The organism is Vibrio marinisediminis (assembly GCF_014050145.1).
Lineage (GTDB): Bacteria > Pseudomonadota > Gammaproteobacteria > Enterobacterales > Vibrionaceae > Vibrio > Vibrio marinisediminis.
Genome location: NZ_JACFYF010000160.1, coordinates 1 through 302, shown reverse-complemented (window position 1 = coordinate 302; position 302 = coordinate 1). Strand labels below are relative to the sequence as shown.

Below are 302 nucleotides of genomic sequence, written 5' to 3'. Positions count from 1 at the left end.
CCGACTCTTTCCGGTGGCCACCGCCAGGCGCTGCCCGGGCCTGACATGCAGCTCGGACAACCCGCTCCTTACATCGGGAAAGAAGCTCATGGGCGTGTCATTGCCTTCGACAAAGTGCCAGGCATAACGACTGCGCAGCAGCTCGGCCCGCTCGGGATCGATCCCCGGACACAGGGTGGCGATGGCTTCGGGAAGCCCCAGGCCGATGATATTGCGTATGGCCTCCTCCTCCAGATGCCCCCACCCTGCGTCATGGGACGCCGCCTGCATGCAGGCGACGATTCGCGCCACGGAGTCCATCA

The 302-nt window shown here is 64.9% G+C and carries 1 protein-coding gene; it reads right to left on the bottom strand.

Features of this window, described 5'->3' with window-relative positions; genetic code table 11:
* A partial coding sequence (locus H2O73_RS20745) for an HAD family hydrolase (protein ID WP_497997513.1) occupies window positions 1–291 on the bottom strand: 291 nt, incomplete at its 3' end.
* Window positions 292–302: the final 11 nt, after the last annotated feature.